This is a genomic window from Parvularcula marina (genome assembly GCF_003399445.1).
GTDB lineage: Bacteria > Pseudomonadota > Alphaproteobacteria > Caulobacterales > Parvularculaceae > Parvularcula > Parvularcula marina.
This window is the reverse complement of sequence record NZ_QUQO01000001.1, coordinates 1,434,216-1,450,052: the sequence shown is the minus strand read 5'-3', so window position 1 is coordinate 1,450,052 and position 15,837 is coordinate 1,434,216. Positions and strand designations below refer to the sequence as shown.

General features: G+C 58.9%; 20 protein-coding genes. 9 read left to right on the top strand and 11 right to left on the bottom strand.

The genetic code is table 11. From position 1 onward, the window contains the following. Positions 1-71: 71 nt before the first annotated feature. Positions 72-851 (bottom strand): alpha/beta hydrolase, encoded by a 780-nt coding sequence (locus DX908_RS06835; protein ID WP_158548562.1) that lies wholly within the window; start codon positions 849-851, stop codon positions 72-74. On the opposite strand from DX908_RS06835, the gene DX908_RS06830 reads away from it, so the two are divergent. The 5 genes from DX908_RS06830 (at position 850) to DX908_RS06810 (ending at position 4,642) form a co-directional block, all read left to right on the top strand. After that, the gene (locus DX908_RS06830; protein ID WP_116391660.1) at positions 850-2,040 is read left to right on the top strand and encodes a glycosyltransferase family 4 protein; all 1,191 of its coding nucleotides are present in this window, start codon (positions 850-852) and stop codon (positions 2,038-2,040) included. The genes DX908_RS06835 and DX908_RS06830 overlap by 2 nt on opposite strands. Before the next feature lie 2 nt (positions 2,041-2,042). After that, the gene (locus DX908_RS06825; RefSeq protein ID WP_116391659.1) at positions 2,043-3,047 is read left to right on the top strand and encodes a glycosyltransferase family 9 protein; all 1,005 of its coding nucleotides are present in this window, start codon (positions 2,043-2,045) and stop codon (positions 3,045-3,047) included. Between the two features lie 156 nt (positions 3,048-3,203). Further along, positions 3,204-3,725, top strand: a complete 522-nt coding sequence (gene infC / locus DX908_RS06820) for a translation initiation factor IF-3 (protein WP_116391658.1) — start codon at positions 3,204-3,206, stop codon at positions 3,723-3,725. Between the two features lie 21 nt (positions 3,726-3,746). After that, a complete protein-coding gene (locus DX908_RS06815; protein ID WP_116391657.1) occupies positions 3,747-4,214 on the top strand; it encodes a hypothetical protein in 468 nt (155 codons plus the stop codon). Further along, a complete protein-coding gene (locus DX908_RS06810) occupies positions 4,211-4,642 on the top strand; it encodes an ion channel (protein ID WP_199564622.1) in 432 nt (143 codons plus the stop codon). The genes DX908_RS06815 and DX908_RS06810 overlap by 4 nt, the downstream gene beginning before the upstream one ends. Positions 4,643-4,654: 12 nt before the next feature. Here the strand turns inward: DX908_RS06810 and DX908_RS06805 are convergent, their stop codons facing one another. Genes DX908_RS06805 through DX908_RS06795 form a run of 3 tightly spaced genes read right to left on the bottom strand, consistent with a single transcriptional unit; the run spans position 4,655 to position 6,033 of the window. Further along, the gene (locus tag DX908_RS06805; RefSeq protein ID WP_116391656.1) at positions 4,655-5,230 is read right to left on the bottom strand and encodes a YdeI/OmpD-associated family protein; all 576 of its coding nucleotides are present in this window, start codon (positions 5,228-5,230) and stop codon (positions 4,655-4,657) included. Positions 5,231-5,266: 36 nt separating this feature from the next. Further along, positions 5,267-5,641: a VOC family protein gene (locus tag DX908_RS06800; protein WP_116391655.1), complete on the bottom strand. Its 375-nt coding sequence runs from the start codon at positions 5,639-5,641 to the stop codon at positions 5,267-5,269. Further along, the gene (locus DX908_RS06795) at positions 5,638-6,033 is read right to left on the bottom strand and encodes a VOC family protein (protein ID WP_116391654.1); all 396 of its coding nucleotides are present in this window, start codon (positions 6,031-6,033) and stop codon (positions 5,638-5,640) included. Before DX908_RS06795 ends, DX908_RS06800 begins: the two co-directional genes overlap by 4 nt. Positions 6,034-6,145: 112 nt before the next feature. Here DX908_RS06795 and soxR point away from each other — a divergent pair, with 112 nt between their 5' ends. Further along, a complete protein-coding gene (gene soxR / locus DX908_RS06790; protein ID WP_116391653.1) occupies positions 6,146-6,604 on the top strand; it encodes a redox-sensitive transcriptional activator SoxR in 459 nt (152 codons plus the stop codon). Here soxR and DX908_RS06785 read toward each other — a convergent pair. The 7 genes from DX908_RS06785 to DX908_RS06755 form a co-directional block, all read right to left on the bottom strand. Next, positions 6,601-7,227 carry a trimeric intracellular cation channel family protein gene (locus DX908_RS06785; RefSeq protein ID WP_116391652.1) on the bottom strand — a complete coding sequence of 209 codons (627 nt, stop codon included), beginning with the start codon at positions 7,225-7,227 and terminating at the stop codon, positions 6,601-6,603. The genes soxR and DX908_RS06785 overlap by 4 nt on opposite strands. Next, the gene (gene queG / locus DX908_RS06780) at positions 7,224-8,345 is read right to left on the bottom strand and encodes a tRNA epoxyqueuosine(34) reductase QueG (protein WP_116391651.1); all 1,122 of its coding nucleotides are present in this window, start codon (positions 8,343-8,345) and stop codon (positions 7,224-7,226) included. The genes DX908_RS06785 and queG overlap by 4 nt, the downstream gene beginning before the upstream one ends. Then, entirely contained in the window at positions 8,338-9,183 is an 846-nt protein-coding gene (locus DX908_RS06775; RefSeq protein WP_116391650.1) for a sulfotransferase family protein, read from the bottom strand. Before DX908_RS06775 ends, queG begins: the two co-directional genes overlap by 8 nt. Before the next feature lie 2 nt (positions 9,184-9,185). Beyond that, complete coding sequence (gene cysQ / locus DX908_RS06770; protein ID WP_116391649.1) at positions 9,186-9,983, bottom strand: 3'(2'),5'-bisphosphate nucleotidase CysQ; 798 nt, start codon at positions 9,981-9,983, stop codon at positions 9,186-9,188. An 84-nt stretch (positions 9,984-10,067) separates the two neighbouring features. Continuing rightward, positions 10,068-10,640, bottom strand: coding sequence for a hypothetical protein (locus DX908_RS06765; protein WP_116391648.1), 573 nt, complete (start codon positions 10,638-10,640; stop codon positions 10,068-10,070). A gap of 221 nt (positions 10,641-10,861) precedes the next feature. Beyond that, positions 10,862-12,223, bottom strand: a complete 1,362-nt coding sequence (locus DX908_RS06760; RefSeq protein WP_116391647.1) for an MFS transporter — start codon at positions 12,221-12,223, stop codon at positions 10,862-10,864. After that, positions 12,220-12,993 carry a lysophospholipid acyltransferase family protein gene (locus DX908_RS06755; RefSeq protein WP_199564620.1) on the bottom strand — a complete coding sequence of 258 codons (774 nt, stop codon included), beginning with the start codon at positions 12,991-12,993 and terminating at the stop codon, positions 12,220-12,222. The genes DX908_RS06760 and DX908_RS06755 overlap by 4 nt, the downstream gene beginning before the upstream one ends. Positions 12,994-13,370: 377 nt before the next feature. Between DX908_RS06755 and DX908_RS06750 the strand changes: the two genes are divergently transcribed. Genes DX908_RS06750 through DX908_RS06740 form a run of 3 tightly spaced genes read left to right on the top strand, consistent with a single transcriptional unit; the run spans position 13,371 to position 15,646 of the window. After that, positions 13,371-14,276 carry a hypothetical protein gene (locus tag DX908_RS06750; RefSeq protein WP_116391646.1) on the top strand — a complete coding sequence of 302 codons (906 nt, stop codon included), beginning with the start codon at positions 13,371-13,373 and terminating at the stop codon, positions 14,274-14,276. 23 nt (positions 14,277-14,299) lie between these two features. Beyond that, positions 14,300-15,121 (top strand): hypothetical protein, encoded by an 822-nt coding sequence (locus DX908_RS06745; RefSeq protein ID WP_116391645.1) that lies wholly within the window; start codon positions 14,300-14,302, stop codon positions 15,119-15,121. 3 nt (positions 15,122-15,124) lie between these two features. After that, positions 15,125-15,646: a hypothetical protein gene (locus DX908_RS06740; RefSeq protein ID WP_116391644.1), complete on the top strand. Its 522-nt coding sequence runs from the start codon at positions 15,125-15,127 to the stop codon at positions 15,644-15,646. Positions 15,647-15,837: the final 191 nt, after the last annotated feature.

Below are 15,837 nucleotides of genomic sequence, written 5' to 3'. Positions count from 1 at the left end.
TCTAACTAAGGAAAAGCTCTTCTCGCTAAAATCTAATCAAGGTTACCAGAGACATCTGGTGCTACCAAAATTCACCCCACCAGCTCCCCGATCGTGTCGAGCAGCCGCGCAATATCCGCCTCCGTCGACAGGCGGTGATCGCCGCTTTTGATCAGGGTGACGGTGATGTCTTCGCCCTCAATATGATCCGCATAGCGAATGACATGCGGGAAGGGGACGACATCATCCTCCATGCCTGACAGCATGCGGATCGGGCAGTCGGCCTTCAGGGGCTTGTCGAGCACACGTTGCTTCTCGCCGTCATCGAACATGGCCTTGGTATAGACCATCACGAAATCATCGAACTCTGAGGGGATTTCGAGCCGCCCCTCCCGCTGAAGGGTGTCCCACATTTCCTCGGGCCATTGTTTCGGCGTCAGCTCGGTCGCAAAATCAGGGGCCGGATTGATCAGCACCATGCCGGCAATCTTCTCGGGGCTCTGGCGCAGAAGGAGCCCCGCGACCCAGCCGCCCATGGACGAGCCGATCAGGATCTGCGGGCCGTCCGCCTCGGCGAGCACATGGGCCGCATCGGCGGTCCAGGCGCTGATCGTGCCGTCCTCGAAATCGCCGTCACTTTCGCCGTGGCCGGAATAATCGAACCGCGTATAGGCAACGCCCTTTTCGGCGGCCCATTGATCCACGGCTTCAGCCTTGGTGCCGCGCATGTCGGAGGCATAGCCGCCCAGCCAGAGGAGCCCCGGCCCCCGTCCTTCACGGGAGAGAAAGGCGATCCGGCCATTGGGACCTTGGGTGAAGCGGGCAGGTGGTGTCTTGTCGTTCATCACTTCCCCCTCTACCGCACGCTTCATGGTAAATTCCACTCCTGACCTCTCCGGGGTCACCATCCTTCAGATCATCCCTCAGCTTGAGACAGGCGGGGCCGAGCGCACGACGCTCGAAGTCGGCAAGGCGATTGTCGCGGCAGGCGGGCGCTCTCTCGTCGTCTCCGAAGGCGGGCCGATGACCCAAGAGCTGACCCGCGACGGCTCGACCCATATCGAGATGCCGGTCAGCTCGAAGAACCCGATGCTGATCGCCGCCAATGGGCAGGCGCTCGCAAAGCTGATCACCGACGAGGGCGTCTCGATCATCCATGCCCGCTCGCGGGCGCCTGCCTGGTCGGCCTTTCAGGCAGCACGCAAGACCGGCATCAAATATGTGACGACCTATCACGGCATCTACTGGGCGAAGTCCTCGCTCAAGCGGCTGTATAATTCGGTGATGGCGCGCGGTGACGCGGTGATCGCCAATTCTGACTATACCGCCGCTGCCGTCCGTGACGCCTATGGCGAGAAGAAATGGTTCCCCGACGAGGACCACTTCATCACCATCCCGCGCGGGGCGGATCTCTCCCGATTTGATCCGGATGCGCTGACGGCAGATCGTAAGGCCGCCGCGCTCGCCGCTTTTGGGGGCGCGGAGGCGCTTCGCATTCTCCTCCCTGGACGGCTCACCGAATGGAAAGGACAGGAGGTTCTGCTTAACGCGGCATTCACTTTGCAGAAGAGGGAGGGAGCTGTTCCCTTTCGGGTTGTGCTGACCGGTTCGGCCCAGGGACGCGATGAATATGAAGCGCATTTAAGAGCGCTGACGGAGGAACTGGGATTGACGCACGCGGTCCACATTCATGGTCACTGGGATGATATGCCCGCGGCCTATGACTGGGCCGATGTCACGGTCTCGGCCTCAACCCGCCCCGAAGCCTTCGGGCGAGTGGCGGTCGAATCCCAAGCCATGGGCACCCCCGTTATCGCTTCCGCCCATGGCGGGGCGCTTGAAACCATTGCGGACGGGGAGACGGGCTGGCTGACCCCGCCGGGCGATGCGGATGCTCTTGCCCAAGCTCTCCACAATTTCATGCACCTGCGAAAAGACGCGAAATCGAGCATTTCCGCGGCTGCGCGGGCGCGGGCCGTCTCGCTATTTTCCACCGAGGCGATGACGGCGGCCACTCTTTGTGTTTATAAACGGTTAATCCAAGGGCAAGGATCTGAGTGAGTATGGCTGGCGCGCGAATTCTCGTCATAAAACAAGAATGTCTCCGGGAATTTGTTGATGCGGAGCCTGCCTTTGCTGCGATCCGCCGGGATAACCCCGGCGTGCCGGTCGATCTTCTGACGACCCCGGCCTTTGGCCGCCTTGCCAAAGGTTCCCCTTATTTCGATCGCGTCCTCGCCGCTGGCAGCTTTGCCGAGCGTCATCAGCTCAAAGAACTCGTCAGCCAGCTCAAGCGCATTGGCTATGAGCAGGTCTATGACCTCGACGGCACGCGGGCGACCATGGATCTTAAAGGCGCGATGACCGGTTTCCGCGGTCCGCGCTGGATCGGCCCGAAACGGGTGCTCTCCAAGGGCGGTCGGGTCAGCCAGGCTTTTCCGGCGGCCTCGATCCGCAAGATGATGGCCGATGCGAAAGTGCCGACCGAGCAACGCCTGCCGGACCTTCGCTGGGCGCTGAATGGCCGCAAGGATGCGGCGAACATGCAGCCGTCATGGTTCGGCATTTCAGGGCCGTTTGCGCTGTTCCTGCCGGCGGATGATCCGCTTAATCGCTGGCCTGCGGAATGCTATGCCTCGATTGCCCAGACGCTTGCCGCGCGCGGCGTCCTCTCGGTGATCCTCGGCGGTCAGCACCTCACCGAATTTGCGCAAGCTGTCGTCAATGCATCGAGCCCGCATGGCCGCAATGCCGCGCGGAACTCCGTCATCGATCTCACCGGCAAGACCGACCTCGCCCAGCTCGCCATGCTGGCAAAGGAAAGCCAGTTCTTCGTCGCCGGTTCGTCCGACACGCTGCATCTCTGCCTGTCGCTGGGCTGCCCGGGCGTTGTGCTGCTGCATTCGAGCGAGTCAGCGGAATCGGATGCCCTGTTCGGTCGCGACGTCATCAAGCTGACGTCTCAAGATGTGGCGAGCCTTGGTCCGGACATGGTCATCTCCATGCTGGCCAATATGCGGCTTGTCTCCGAGGCCCGGCCCAGCAGCGCCCAACGCGTGCACGCCTAATCGCCCGGACATTTGCACGACTCCAGTCAATTGAACTGTAACGACGCCTCGGCTATATTTAACGAAGGCGCCGAGTCGTGATCCGTTGCTGACGCTCCGGTCTGGCAGGCGCCTACTTCGCCGATTTGAAAGGAGAACATCATCGCGCGCAGACCTATGAGCATGACCCCGCCGAAACAGACGGGGCCACGTATGAATGAGAATATCCGGGCCGCTCAGGTGCTTGTCATCGCAGACGATGGCGAAAAACGGGGCCCGATGCCGGTCGAGGAAGCTCTCGATCTCGCTGCTGAAGCGAAACTTGACCTCGTCGAAGTTGCTCCCGGCGATGTCCCTGTCTGCAAGGTGATGGACTACGGCAAATTCAAATATCAGCAGCAGAAGAAAAAAGCTGAAGCCAAGAAGAAGCAGAAGGTCGTCGAGATCAAAGAGATCAAGATGCGCCCGAATATCGACCAGCATGACTATGAGGTGAAAACCAAGGCCATGCGTCGTTTCTTCGAAGATGGCGACAAAGTGAAGGTCACGCTTCGCTTCCGGGGCCGCGAGATGGCGCACCAGGAACGTGGCATGGAACTTCTCAAACGCGTGCAGGAAGATTTCGAGGCGACCACCAAGGTCGAGGCTTTGCCGAAACTCGAAGGCCGCCAGATGATGATGGTGCTCGCACCGCGGTAATCCGACACTTGGGGGGTGGGGATGTCAGACAAGGACGAACCATCCGTCGAGGACTTCTTCAAGGAAGAAGCTTCACGCATCCGGAAGAGCAGGTCTCACCGGATGTCAGATTTTGAGCAGAAGATCAGCAATTCTTCGACACTCTCCGGCGCATCACGGCATCAGTGTCCTGACTGCGAACAGACCGCAATCGAATATTCCCGGCTGTCATCCCGCAATAGCGGGTTGATGATGCCGGGGACACAGTTTCAGTGTCGGCATTGTGGCATTGCTCTCCGCCTTTCGAGTTCGACGTGGGATGTGGCACTGGGCCTTTCACTAGGCCTCTATGTCTGCGTGATTGCCCTCTATCTGATCTTTCCGTACTCGCCATTATTCGACGGTCTGCGTGCGCAGTTACTGATGTTGCTCGGGCCGGGGGCATTGGGCTTGTTTATCTACCACATCGGCACGCGCGCAGTGTGTTTAGCGGGTGAGGGGGAGGCATGACCCACCAGATATGGATCCAGTTCGGTCTTGCCTTCGCACTGATCGGTGCGACGACCTTCCTTCATGCGGTGATGATCGTCTTTGGCCGGAAAATACTCCGGCCGGTGACCAATCATGAGGGCCTGCGCGGGATTGCGTCCGATACGTTCCGTCTGGTGCTGATCTCGCTCTGGCTGTTTGCCGCGCATATCGGCTCAATGTGGATGTGGGCCGCACTCTATCTCGAGACAGGCATCAGCCAGACGCTCGAAGAAGCGCTCTATTTCTCGATGGTCACCTATACGACGCTGGGCTTCGGTGACATTCTCGCGCCGGTCGATTGGCGCCTCCTGACGGGCGCGGCTTCTGCCAACGGACTGTTACTGCTCGGGCTCTCGGGCGCCGTCATCATCGATTTCACCGAACGCCTGCGCCGCGGTCGGCACTGACGGGGCTCCCGCCTACCTGTCGTGAATGCCCTTGCCGGCGAAGATTTTGTCTCTTGATTTCTCGATCCTTGAGGCGCGGGTCGAGGATTGTTTGGCATCGGAGAAATAAAGGCAGTAGCCGCGTTGCCGTCCCGGCGTCAGGGCCTCGAACGCCGCCCGCAGGTCTGGATCGTCATCAAATGCATCGATGAGTTCTGATGGCAGGTCAGGCGCACCAGGCTCCTCAACCTTCAGCCCGGCATCGGCGATCTTGATCGCCTCTTTCAGATAGCTCCTGATACTGTCTTTTGCGGCCGTGACCTCATCGACGCACCGGAAACACATCCTGTATCCCTCTCGCGAGTTCGGCCCTTGGGGCTCAAGCAGTCCGTCAGGATCTTTCAGGAGCGCGCCCTTGAAGAAGAGCAGCGCAAGGAAATCCTTGAAACGCTGGATGATGACAATGTTCCGGCCGTCATGGGTGTAGCAGGGCTTGCCCCATTTCTTCTCCTCACGGACATCTCCTTCAAGGAGGATCTTGCGCAGGAGAAGCGCTTCTTCTCGCCATTGTGTCGCCTCGTTAAAGGCTGCATCGAGACCTGAATTCATGTACCTGCCTCATCTGGCTGCCGGATGGCGCTTGTCCTAGCCTTTCTTTCGCCAGGGAGGAAAGCGCCGGTTCTCACCTGCGCGATAAAGACAAAGCCGGTTGCCTGCGGGGTCGGAAAACCATGCCTCCCGCCATAACCAGCTTTGGGTGACGGGTTCAGTGTCAAACTCAATCCCCGCTCGGCGCAGGCGGTCATATTCGGTGTCGACATTCTCGACCTCGAAATAGAGTGCAGGGCCGTCTGTCCCCGGACGGTCTCCGAGATGTAAGGAAAATGTCTCCCCGCCGGGCAGCTCGAACCGGGCATAGCGCTCATGGGTATGAACGATCAGGGTCATGCCGAGCCGTTCATAGAACGCAATGGCCGCATCCATGTTATCGACCGTGACGGTCACCTGGTTCAGCTTCATGCCGGAACCCTCGCATAGGAGACGACTTCGATTTCGATGCCGTCCTCGTCGCGATAATAGAACCGCCGTCCGGGTTCATAATCCCCATGCGAATAGGTTTCATAACCTGTCGCAAGGACATGCTCCTCGGTCGCATCAAGGTCATCGACCACGATGCCAATATGGTTGAGCCCGCCTTTGGTGTCATAGCTGGTCTGACGCGGTGCGCCGGTTCCTTCATGTGTGTAAAGAGCAATATACTGGTTCCCGGCGCCGACATGCACCGTATAGCCCTTGCTGATGGATGGGCCCTGCCACCTGACGCGCCACCCAAAGAGGGCGCAGAGCCGCCGCGCGGTCCGGTCGGGGTCACTGACCGTCAGATTGATGTGCTCCAGCATGCCGATTTTCATGTGTCTTACTCCTTCTGCGTCGCCCCGCCGGGGCAAAGTTGATCCTGCAATTCTTTCGGCCTACGACCTCAACTTAAGTTGAGGTCAAGAGATTTTTTTGAGGAGCTAAAGCATGGATGATCTGACGATCGGGCAGCTCGCCGAACGGGTCGGGGTCAGCGTCTCAGCGATCAGGTTTTATGAGGCGAAGGGGCTGCTCTTTCCCTTGCGCAATTCGGGCGGGCAAAGACGGTTCCGGCGATCCGATATCAGGCGGCTCTCCTTTGTGCTGATCGCCCAGCAGATCGGCCTGACGATCGAGGAGATAAAGGAAAAGCTTGATGCCCTGCCGGAAGGGCGCAATCCGACCAAAGAGGACTGGTCTAAGATGAGCCGCGCCTTCCGCGCCGATCTTGACCGGCGGATCACGGTGCTTGGCCGCCTGCGGGATAATCTTGATGGCTGTATCGGCTGCGGCTGCCTCTCGCTCAAGAAATGCGCGATCTACAATCCGCAAGACAGGGCCGGGCGGCGCGGCACGGGGCCTCGCTATGTCATCGGCGCACGGGAGGAATGGCCGTCTGCTGACTAATCCTCACGATGGCCGGGCAGTTCTGCACGGGAAAAGCGCGGGCGGATATCCCGCATGATCAGCACAAAGGCGCGAATGCCGAATGCGACAGCGGCACCGGCAAAGAATGGGATAGGCGCGGGCAGGCCGAGCTCGGTCAGGCCCCAGAAGGCTGCCGCCCCAATCAGCGCGGCAGTGGCATAGATATCCTCGCGCAGGATCAGCGGAATCTCGTTACAGACGATATCGCGGAGGAGGCCGCCGAAGCTCGCCGTCATTGTCCCCATCATTATGATAATCAGCGGGCCATAACCTGCATCCATCGCGACCGCCGCGCCGGTCACTGCGAAGAGCGCCATGCCCGCCGCATCAAACCACAGCAGCGTTTTGAACCGCGCGATCCGCTGCCCGAGCAGGAAAGCGGGCACAGCGGCGGCAAGCGCAATCAGGATCGTCTCCGGCTCATTCAGCCAGAAGACTTCGCGGTTGAGGAGGAGGTCGCGAAGCGTGCCGCCACCGATGGCAGGCAGGAGCGAGACAACGCCGATCCCGAACAGATCCATCTTCTGGCGCGAGGCGGCAAGCCCGCCCGACAGGGCAAAGACAAAAACGCCAATCGCGTCGGCCAGTTCAAGCAAGGTCATTTGAGGGCCGTTTCCAGTTCGGCGCGCACATGCGGCTCTTCTTCATTCTCGCGGAGCTTATGCAGCCGTTCCGCCGCGCCGCCAAGCTGCGCCCATGCCCAGACCGCCATGCCGCGCACCAGCGGAGAGGGATCGGAAAGCCGCGCTTCGATGGCGGAGAGGAGGGAAGTGTCGCCAGAATTCCCCATCGCAATCATCACGTTACGGATGAACCGGTCGCGGCCGATGCGCTTGATGGGAGATTTGCGGAAGAGGGCGCGGAAGACCTCATCATCAAGGGTCGATAATTCCGCCAACGTCGGCGCGCGCAATTCCTCCCGCGCGATCAGCTTTGCTTCGCGTGCCTCGGCGGCGAATTTGTTCCACGGACAGACCGTAAGACAGTCATCACAGCCATAGATCCGGTTGCCCATCTTTGCGCGGTATTGTTCCGGGATCGGTTCTTTATGCTCAATCGTCAGATAGCTAATGCAGGCACGTGCATCGAGGCGATAGGGCGCAGGGAAAGCATCCGTCGGGCAGATATCAAGACAGGCCCGGCAGGAGCCGCAATGATCCGTCTCCGGTTCATCGCCGGGCAACTCAAGCGCCGTATAGATCGCGCCAAGAAACAGCCAGGACCCAAATTCCCGGCTGACAAGGTTAGTGTGCTTGCCCTGCCAGCCGAGCCCTGCCTGCGCGGCCAGCGGTTTTTCCGCAACGGGCGCGGTGTCGACAAAGACTTTCAGCTCCGTCTCAAATTCATGACCCAGCCAACGCCCCAATTGTTTCAGGCGCTTCTTGATGATGTCGTGATAATCTTCATTCTGGGCGTAGACGGAGATATTACCCCGGTCGCGCCATTCAAGGCGTGCCAGCGGATCGTCTTCCGGGCCGTAATTCACCCCCAGCATGATGACGGTTTTTGCGCCTTCCCACAGGGTCTGCGGCTGGCTGCGTTCATCGGTCCGGGTCGCGAGCCAATCCATCGTGCCGTGATGGCCATCAGCAATCGCGGTCTGAAGATGCTGTCCGATCCGCTCGGGCAGATGGGCGGGAGTAAACCGGCAGACATCGAACCCAAGGGCGAGGGCTTCGGCCCTGATCTTCTCCCTTATGTCCGTCTGCGGTTTATCCATGGGCCGCCTTTTTGCGCCAGGTTGAAAGATCCCGCCCGATCAGCTCTTCGAGCCGGTCGATCTCGGGCGCGTAATAGGCATAAAGCTCTTTCATGCAGGCTTCTGACGGACGGAAGGGCGCGGCGCGCGGCATCATCCGGTCGACAGCAGCGATCAGCGGACGCAGTGCTGGCAGCTTGTGATTCAGACGCTGAGCAAATTTCGTGTTCATCCGCCGGTTAGCGCGGCTGTTGACGGAGCTGTCAATCTGCGGCGCGATGCCGACAAAGTCGGTCAGATCCCGGATCGTCTCTTCGGGCCTTGCGGCGATATCATCCTCATAAAGAAAAATCCGCATCTGCTCACGCGGATAAAATTCAAGGAAGGATTCGATCTGGCGCGCATAAAGTCCGCGCTCGAGAAAGCCATAGGGCGTGCCTTCATCCTTTCGGGCGCCGAGCAGGATGGCATCGAAATCCTCATCGGGAGAAATCCGCAACCGCTCAATATGGTGATTGAGCGCGGAGATCAGCCGCGAGACGGGCTCGCGCAAGGCGATCAGCAATTTGGCCTCTGGCAAGAGGGCATGCATCTTGGCCGGGATGTCGCCAGTGAAGTCTTTGGGCGAGTTCGTATAAAGATAGCCTGGCGATTTGTCCGCGAGGATCTGGCCCTCGCTTGCGCCGTCGAATTGGGACGCATACCACTCAATCGGCTGGGCGGCTTTTTCAGGGTCGCAGAAATAATCGACTTCCCCCGGCGGAATGAACACATCCGGGTGCTGGTCGAAATAGCGGGCCATCCAGGTCGTGCCGGATTTCTGTGCGCCGATGACGAGGATCTGCGGCAGCCGCATCATGCTCAGTCTCCGCTTCTGCAGCCCCAGGCGATGAAATGCGGATTGTCATAGCCGCGCGTCGCCTTTGAATAGCGCAAAGGCGCGCCTTCATCCATGCCGTCCATTTCATGCACGCTGCCGCCAGCGGCTTCCAGCACAGCCTGGCCTGCGCCGGTGTCCCATTCCATCGTCCGGCCAAGGCGCGGATAGACATCCGCTTCGCCCTCGGCAACGAGGCAGAATTTAAGGGACGAGCCCGCCGGCTTGAAATCCTCCGCCCCAAGATTTTTAAGGAGCGTCTCTGTTTCCGCTGACCGGTGGCTGCGGCTGGCGACCGCCGTCAGCCCGCGCTTGGGCACGGGACGCGCCTCAATCGGGCTGCGGGCGCCCTCAAGGCTGAAGGGGGCAGATGAGACCGACTGAACAAAAGCGCCAACGCCCTTTTTACCTGCCCAGATGCGACCCATGGCCGGGGCAAAGACGACGCCCGCGACTGGCGCGCCATCCTCGATCAGCGCGATATTGACGGTGAACTCGCCCGTGCGGTTCACGAATTCGCGCGTGCCGTCGAGCGGATCGACAAGGAAGAACTGTGCGCCAAGCTCGGGGATCTCCCCGCGGCTTGCGCATTCTTCGGCGAGAACCGGGATGTCCGGGTAAAGTTCGGCAAGACGCGACAGGATGGTGCGCTCGGCGGCGTCATCGGCGGCGGTGATCGCCGAGCCGTCATCCTTCTCACCGGCTTCGAAATCGGTGTCGTAGATCGCCATGATGTCATTGCCGGCGGCAAGCGCGATGGTCACGAGGTCGTCAAGCTTCATGAGGGCCCGTTCGTTCCTGAAATTTCCTGAAAGTCTGGTCTGGCGCAATGCGCGCGATTGGGGAAGCCCAATTGCCTCCGCGACTTAGCGGAGGACGCCGACGCGGCCCCAGCTGGTTTCCGGCTCTAGGCTGACACTGCGCTGGTAATGATAGGCGGCAGCAGGCGCTTCCTCGTCATGGTCGTCTTCGTCGATCGTGACGACCGGCGCAGGGTCAGGCGCGGGAAGGGCGATGGGCTCTTCCATGGCGATGAATTCGGAGAGTGCGTTTTCCGATACCGGTTTCTGGCTGCGCAGGATTATCTCGGATTCATCATCGAGGCAGATGAGAGAGAAGCCGTTGCCGACTTTGAGCGCGCGGCGCAGCGCGCCATTGTCGAGCCATTCGAGCGGGCGGCCATTCCGGCGCGGCGTCATCGAGCCATAAAGCTCGATCACATTCATCCCGATATGGCGAACGCGCATGAGAAGAGGTTTAAGCGCCCGGCGCTGGGCGATGCAGGTCTCGTCATTCTGCTCAGGGCCGATGATGACGAGGCAGCGGCGCAGGTCACAGGTCACCGACCAGATCCCGCGGCGCGCGCGAACCATCATATAGCCCAACACCGCCAATGCGGCGACGGCTGTTGCGAAACTCGCGATGAGAAAACCCGTCACGTTAATAACTACCCGACACTGCCCATGTCATCTGATGTCATGTGGAGAAGAAGATATCCACACGCATCTAAACTTTTAGCATAGAATTTCTCGAAACAGAGTCGTTATTCGCAGTTGCACCCGTGTTTGGGTGAAAAGTTTCCCGCATAGGATGTAAATGAAAGGTTAATTTCAACACTATACAGCCCTGTAATGTCCGTCCCTGTCCCGGATTGGGACAATTACTTTGAGCTTTCCGAAAATGCCGGGGTGATGATGTCTTCGGTCAGCGGGTTGGGAAGGCCTTCGTCCTCTCCCCTCGCGGCTTCTCGAATGGCGGCCTTTCGCTTCCACATGAAGAACAGAAGCCCGGCCTGCATGACGGCGAAGATCAGGAAAACATGATGAGGTGAAAGTCCCGTCCCGAGGAAGGGGATAATCGCGAGGGCCGCCAGCGTGGCAAGGCCGCCATTGGTCATGTTCGACGCCCCCATGATCTTGGCACGGACATCATTGGGGGCACGTGATTGCAGGGCTGCCATCAGGGGGACGACGAACATCCCGTTGGTCATGGCTGCGGCAAGCAGAATGAGGATTAGCGGCGCGTTCGCAAAGCTCGCAAACCCGCTCTCCGGGATGCGGTAATCGCCGAGGACTGCCCAAGCGATGAGCCACGCTATGGCATTCGCTCCAGCTGCCCATCCTGCGAAATTCAGGCTGTCTCGAAAGCGTCCGAAAATGATCCCTGCAACGAGTGAGCCGAGCCCGGCGCCAAGCGCGGAAATGGCAAGGCACAGATTGATCGTGCCAAGTCCCGCCTCCAGATTGTCACGGACAACGTTGGGCAGGATGGCGAGGCTGGCCGCATTCATCATCCAGAACCAACCGATGCCGAGCATCGGATAAAGAACGCCGCTCTGCAGGCGGGCAAGGTCAAAAAGCCGTACACCAACGACAGGCAGGTTCAGGTCAAGCCGTTCCTTGCCATCAACCTTGGCCGGTGGGCATTGGGTCGCAAACAGGGCACCTAATGCGGCAACAACGACCAGCAGACCGGAAATCATGATGCGGCCGCCTTCAAGCTGGATCAGCGCGCCGCCAATGCCAAGGCCAGAGACGATGGCCACAAACAGGACGGCATTGAATACGCCGTTCGCCAGCGTCAGCTCTTCCTTGCGGTAATATTGCGGCATCAGGGAGGTCCGCACGGGACTAAAAAAGGCGGACTGCGTCCCCATCAGGAAAAGCGCGAACAGAAGTTGCGGTCCATTGCCGATGGCAAAGCAAAGAGCCGCATAGGACATCAACGCCAGTTCGATGAATTTCAGTTTACGGACAAGGATGTCTCTATCGACCAGATCGGCGATCTGTCCGGACAGAGGAGAAAAGATCAGTATAGAAATCGTAAAGCCCATGGAGACGATGCTGCCGGCATAATTGCCCCAGCCCCATGGCATCGAGAAATCCGCCGTGCCGTAGCCGGCAGCGGCGGCCCCGAAAATGGCGAGAATGGTCGCCTGTCTCAGCGCATTATCCGCAAAGGCGCCAAGATTCTGGGCCCCGCACAGGGCCCAGAAGCGGCGCTCAAGGAAAAGACTGCTCAATTGACCCCACCGAGTGAAGCCGACCTTGCATGCGGCCAGGTGCCGTTAAAGGCTTGCTCATGCAGCAGCGCACGGCTGCGCGATTCAATCTTGCCCTCGAGCATCTCCATGAATTCCCCCTTCTCCAGACCCGGAGCAATGGCCGGCAGGAACTCGACCGAGCATGGCCCGGGATGGAGCTTTTTCTCCTGCTGCGGCCAGCGCAGCCCCAGATCGGTCGCCACCGGCACAACGGGCACACCATATTTTTCGTAAAGATGGAAGACACCCTTCCGGTAGCGGTGCTGGGTGCCGACAGGCGAAAGATGTCCTTCAGGGTAGATCAGGATCGAACGGCCGGCCGATTTTGCCTTCTCCAGCTCGCTGGCGACCAGCCGGCCGCGGGCGGCCGCGCCGCCGCAATTATCGACAACGATGGCGCCCATTTTCTTGAGGATCGGGCCGAGCAGGGGATAGCGCATCAGATGATCGCCCGTGACAAAGGCCAGATCCGGCACATGGGCGAACATGACAAAGCCGTCGCCCCAGCTCTGGTGTTTGGCGGCGATGATGCAGGGGCCATCGGGCAGGTTTTCGCGGCCCGCGACATGGACCCGGATCCCGCCAATATGGCGCATGCTCCACACCATGACCTTCGTATAGGCCTGAATCCACGCCATCAGCGGCCCGCGATGCGGGATCAGCAAGAGCGGCAGCGCCGTGATCGCGAAAAACGCGGAGGCCAGCCAGTAGCTTGCCCTGAATGCGATGGATCTCAATGTGGCGGTCATGGACCGTGCCTCCTTGCGGCGTTGATTTGGCTCGCTTGAGCCCTGTGATGTCAAACCTTGTGTCTTCGAAACTCTTGTCACGCTGCACATCCTCTCTTCCCGTCCCATGAGATAATTGAACACTGTTCATATGTCAATGAACAACGTTCAAAAATGGTGACGGGCATCACAGGCCAGGGCAGGCTTTGCAGGATCGGGGCCGCGGGGGAGGGGCACGGGAAGTAATAGACGGTACAAGCAGCAAAACAGATTCCGCCGCGAGAAAGACAAATTAGAACAATAACTTGTGGGTTTGTTTGGTGCGGCTGCCAAATCCATTTGCACTGATAGGTTGTGAGTGCGACTTTGCGCCCTAATCGAGATATGGGGGAAGAAAAGTGGGAGACGACGTCGAGATACTTCAGATTCCGGTCACATCCGACATCGGAAAATTTGATGATGTTGAAAATGTTGTGCTGTCCCTTGCGGGCACGGCGCCCGCGGCGAACATCACATTGCCGTCGCAACCGGGGAAGGATACCAAATACAGCCTGCTAGATTTCAAGCTCATCAATACGGACTTCTCCATGGTGGCGAGTCTGGGATTCGGGGATATGGCATCGGCGAAGGCGTCGGTGGATTACAAATACTTCCTGAGCGACCTCGCCCTCTCGACGGATATTACGTACCCGGAGTCAGAGGACAACGTCATCGCGAGTGCGCGTTTCGGCATCGGGTTTCGAATTGCCATTACCACCTTCAAGATGGATGCAAGCTTCACCGCGAATATCGGGGCTGTCGCGGCTGCGTCCACACTCAAAATGGGGTATGCGAATTATGAAGTCCTGACCATCGGGGGCGGGCTTGAGGCGCTCAAGGCGGCTCAGCCGCTCGTGGCCAGTATGGGTGGGCCCTTCGATGTCACCTCGATGGCGACACTTGCCGTGGTGCGATCGGAACTCATGCGATTGTTTACGGACCAGGGAAGCCAGCTCACACCCCAGCTGATGAGTGTCGGGTTACGTTCGAAAGCCATGGCGAGGCTGCAGTCTGGAAATACGACGTCTGACTATCGGGAGTTGCTTGAAGGGCAGGTTTATGCCGTAAACAGAGCAAAAGGGAGCAACCGGACCGCTAATCAGGCCGTCGCAGATATAACGACGAGGCCCGCCTGGAGTGCCGTCAAGCCAGAGGTTGTCATGGATTTTTATACCAGAACGCTGGGGCTCGGGCCGGACGAGGTGCCGAATACGCGGCCGGAAGTGATGGAAAATCTCAAGCTTATTTTTGATGCTGGCACCTGAGCACAACAAGGAAGGAATTCGATATGAAATGGCAACTTGTTGAGCTGAATCCGTCCGCGCCGATAAGTGCCTATAATGCAGGTACGGATATTTCAAGCGAAGGCGGCGCTGCCGATTTCGCCAATACACGTGTGAGCGCCTACTCCATGTCCGTCGATGCGCTGGTTGAGATCGGCTTCTCCACATTCGCTAAATTCAAGGTGCATGCGGACGCCGTCTTTCTAACCATCGATGTTATGGCGTTCACGAACCAGTCAATGGTGACGGATGTCGATAAGGATGGGCTCTATCTGAAAAAGATGGGCGTCGGCTTCAGGATTGCGCTGGCGGCATGGGGGCTGGATGCGAGTGCCAGCCTCAATCTCACAGCGATTGCCGCCTCTGTTGAGGTCAAGAGTGCCAGCTCATCACTGGAAGTTCAGATTACGTCAAATGACGTCCTGAGCATTCCTGGGCTTTCGGATATCATGGATATTTCAGGCGGCAAGGCGGATACAAAATTCATTAGTGATCTGGGCAAATATGCCGCCAATCTGACGGAAGCTTTTGTGACGCAAAAGCCGCAAATCGAGCCGACGCCGCTCAAGATCGCCCGGTTGCCCCAGGCGCAACTGTCCCCTGTGCATTCCGCCATTTCCAATCGCTTTGCTGTGGAACAGGTCAGGCGCGCGCAGCCATTTTCGGGGATGAATGCCTGGGTAGAACCGCGCCCTGATTATCATCACATGATGAGCCCCGGGATTGTGGCCAACGGTTTCCGCAGTTTCGGCCTTCGGGACGGTAGCCAGACCCCCGATCCCGATCAGGTCAGGGTGGCCAATGAAATGCAAACGCTGGGGTGGTGATTCATGCCAATTTATAATGTTGATAATCCTGCTGCGGAGGATGGCTGGAACGTCGTGGTTGGCCCGCCCGGCGCGCCGGGTGCAAGGCCGAAGGCTGTTCTCAATCCAGCACCAAATTCGATCACAGTCGCTATGGGCGCGCAAGCCAACTCAGCCATGGGGGCAGGCGCAGGAGCGGCTCAGGGGTTCGATACACTCTATCTGACGAATTGCTCCGCCTTCTGTATGTTGTGGCGCCCTGCGAGGCACGCCAATTTTACGGTGGGCTCCATGATCCATATGAATGGCGGGCCTGATCCAGGCGCAGTTGGCTGGGCGGCGATGATGGCGGGTATGGCCGCTGGTGGTGATTATTTCGGGATTCTTGCCAACAGTCAGCCAACGGTGCTTTCTGGCGGATTTGTCGCTGCTGCGCTTGCCGCAACGCCTATTCCGGCGGCGAACATGTGGGTCTACGATGCGAATATAGATGCCATCAATTTCGCCATCGATCGCTCGGGAAATGCTGGCCAGTTTTACGAATAGTGAAATTCTGAGCTGAACATTTCAGCCCCTCAGAAGAGTCGAGCGGCTGAATTATGGGGACTTGGCTTGCTGTCTTGCGTTTCGAACGGGTGAATGCAGGATTTAACTCTCGCTATTTTCGTTCATCCTGCACGGAGGTACGCCGATACAGGGCTGCCATTCGCGCCATGTCAGCTATTCTGCTGCGATAA

Bases quoted from the DNA above. Each gene is read 5' to 3' on its own strand.
- DX908_RS06830 (WP_116391660.1), top strand. From the start codon at position 850: ATGGTAAATTCCACTCCTGACCTCTCCGGGGTCACCATCCTTCAGATC.
- DX908_RS06835 (WP_158548562.1), bottom strand. From the start codon at position 851: ATGAAGCGTGCGGTAGAGGGGGAAGTGATGAACGACAAGACACCACCT.
- DX908_RS06825 (WP_116391659.1), top strand. From the start codon at position 2,043: ATGGCTGGCGCGCGAATTCTCGTCATAAAACAAGAATGTCTCCGGGAA.
- infC (WP_116391658.1), top strand. From the start codon at position 3,204: ATGAGCATGACCCCGCCGAAACAGACGGGGCCACGTATGAATGAGAAT.
- DX908_RS06815 (WP_116391657.1), top strand. From the start codon at position 3,747: ATGTCAGACAAGGACGAACCATCCGTCGAGGACTTCTTCAAGGAAGAA.
- DX908_RS06810 (WP_199564622.1), top strand. From the start codon at position 4,211: ATGACCCACCAGATATGGATCCAGTTCGGTCTTGCCTTCGCACTGATC.
- DX908_RS06805 (WP_116391656.1), bottom strand. From the start codon at position 5,230: ATGAATTCAGGTCTCGATGCAGCCTTTAACGAGGCGACACAATGGCGA.
- DX908_RS06800 (WP_116391655.1), bottom strand. From the start codon at position 5,641: ATGAAGCTGAACCAGGTGACCGTCACGGTCGATAACATGGATGCGGCC.
- DX908_RS06795 (WP_116391654.1), bottom strand. From the start codon at position 6,033: ATGAAAATCGGCATGCTGGAGCACATCAATCTGACGGTCAGTGACCCC.
- soxR (WP_116391653.1), top strand. From the start codon at position 6,146: ATGGATGATCTGACGATCGGGCAGCTCGCCGAACGGGTCGGGGTCAGC.
- DX908_RS06785 (WP_116391652.1), bottom strand. From the start codon at position 7,227: ATGACCTTGCTTGAACTGGCCGACGCGATTGGCGTTTTTGTCTTTGCC.
- queG (WP_116391651.1), bottom strand. From the start codon at position 8,345: ATGGATAAACCGCAGACGGACATAAGGGAGAAGATCAGGGCCGAAGCC.
- DX908_RS06775 (WP_116391650.1), bottom strand. From the start codon at position 9,183: ATGATGCGGCTGCCGCAGATCCTCGTCATCGGCGCACAGAAATCCGGC.
- cysQ (WP_116391649.1), bottom strand. From the start codon at position 9,983: ATGAAGCTTGACGACCTCGTGACCATCGCGCTTGCCGCCGGCAATGAC.
- DX908_RS06755 (WP_199564620.1), bottom strand. From the start codon at position 12,993: ATGACCGCCACATTGAGATCCATCGCATTCAGGGCAAGCTACTGGCTG.
- DX908_RS06745 (WP_116391645.1), top strand. From the start codon at position 14,300: ATGAAATGGCAACTTGTTGAGCTGAATCCGTCCGCGCCGATAAGTGCC.
- DX908_RS06740 (WP_116391644.1), top strand. From the start codon at position 15,125: ATGCCAATTTATAATGTTGATAATCCTGCTGCGGAGGATGGCTGGAAC.